The sequence below is a fragment of the Actinoplanes sp. NPDC048791 genome (assembly GCF_040650095.1).
Classification (GTDB): Bacteria; Actinomycetota; Actinomycetes; order Mycobacteriales; family Micromonosporaceae; genus Actinoplanes.
In genome coordinates this window covers 1-1588 of sequence record NZ_JBEZGQ010001472.1, presented here as the reverse complement: position 1 = coordinate 1588, position 1588 = coordinate 1, and the positions used below count along the sequence as shown (strand labels likewise).

2 protein-coding genes are annotated in these 1588 nt (G+C 74.6%); both read right to left on the bottom strand.

Annotated elements, in window-relative coordinates:
* Window positions 1-85: 85 nt before the first annotated feature.
* Window positions 86-1294, bottom strand: a complete 1209-nt coding sequence (locus AB0C29_RS47550) for an ABC transporter permease (RefSeq protein ID WP_360834862.1) — start codon at window positions 1292-1294, stop codon at window positions 86-88.
* Window positions 1291-1588 (bottom strand): ATP-binding cassette domain-containing protein (locus AB0C29_RS47545; protein ID WP_360834860.1); only part of this gene is annotated, 298 nt, incomplete at its 5' end. The genes AB0C29_RS47550 and AB0C29_RS47545, both read right to left, overlap by 4 nt.

The window sequence follows — 1588 nt, the reverse complement described above, 5'->3', positions numbered from 1 at the left end:
CCGCGCGGGGCCGCTTGCGCCCGTCCCACGGTCTTCTAGTTCGCCCGCGGGGGGGCGCCCGGCCCCCGGGCCGCCGCCCGCCCGTTCAGATGGTGGCCAGCGCTTGCGTCGGGGTCAGGCGCGACGCCCGTACGCAGGGATAGACGCCCGCCAGCACTCCGACGACGATCGCCCCGCCGATCCCGAGCACCGCCGAGCGGGCCGGGACCACCAGCGGCCAGTCCTGCCAGGCCGCGTACCCCATGGTGGCGAGCAGGCCCAGGACCGTGCCGGCCAGCCCGCCCACCGTGGCCAGCACCACCGACTCGGTGAGGAACTGGCCGCGGATCTGACCGCGGGTCGCGCCCAGCGCGCGGCGCAGGCCGATCTCGGAGCGCCGTTCCAGCACCGAGACGACCATCGTGTTGGCCACGCCGATGCCGCCGACCACCAGCGCCACCCCGGCCAGGGCCAGGAACAGCACCGAGAAGCTGCGTTCGGTGGCCCGCTTGGCCTTCAGCGCGTCGGACGGCCGGGTGATCATCACCGCACCGGGCCGCTCCGCCGAGATGGTCTCGGGCAGGACGTCGCGGACGGCCTCGATCTGCGACTCGTCGCTGCGCACGTAGAGCACGGTCGGGTGGCCGTCGAAGGCGAGCTCGGATTTCGCCGACGGCCAGCCGACCAGCACCGAGCGGTCGATGTCGGGGGTCAGCGGTGTGGTGGCCAGGATGCCGACCACCGTGAACTTGCGATCGGCGATCATCACCTGGGGCGACGGCGCACCGGCCGGCAGTCCGGTGATGCCGAGCCGGTCGGCGGCGACCGAGCCGAGCACCACGGCCGGGAACTTCTCGGTGACCGCGGTCAGCCAGGCCCCCGACCGGATCCGCGCGTTGATGATGGGCAGCAGGTCGGTCCGGGTGGCCAGCACGGTCAGGCCGGAGCCGTCCCTCGGGTCGGTGCGGTCGTTGCGGCGTACCACGGTGTGGGTGTTGGCGACCGCGCTCGCGCCGGTGACCGGGCCGATCCGGCGGACCATGGCCACCGCCGACTCCGGCAACCGGGCCGGCGGGTCGACGTCGGGCAGCGCCATCGCCTGCAGTGTGTTGGTGCCCAGGGCGCTGAGTTCGTCGACCAGCGCGGCCTGGCTGGAGGCCGGGATGCCGGTCACCACGATCATCGTGGCGATGCCGATCGCGATGCCCAGCCCGGACAGGGCGGCCCGGGCCGGCCGGGTCCGCAGCCCGATCATCCCCAGCGCCAGCAGGTCCATCGGGGCCAGCCGGGCCGGGCGGACCGGAGCACGGCTCATTGCTGGACCGCCCCGGCGTCGCGGACCAGGCGCCCGTCGCGGATCTCGATCTGCCGCGGCAGGGACGCCGCGATGTCCCGGTCGTGGGTGATCAGCGCGATGGTGGTGCCCTCCTCGTTCAGCCGGTGCAGCAGGCCCAGTACGGCCTGGCCGTTGGTGGTGTCCAGGGCGCCGGTCGGTTCGTCGGCCAGCACCAGCGAGGGCTGGTTGACCAGCGCGCGGGCGATCGCCACGCGCTGCCGTTCGCCGCCGGACAGCTCGTGCGGGCGGTGCCCGGCGCGGTGGGCCAGGCCG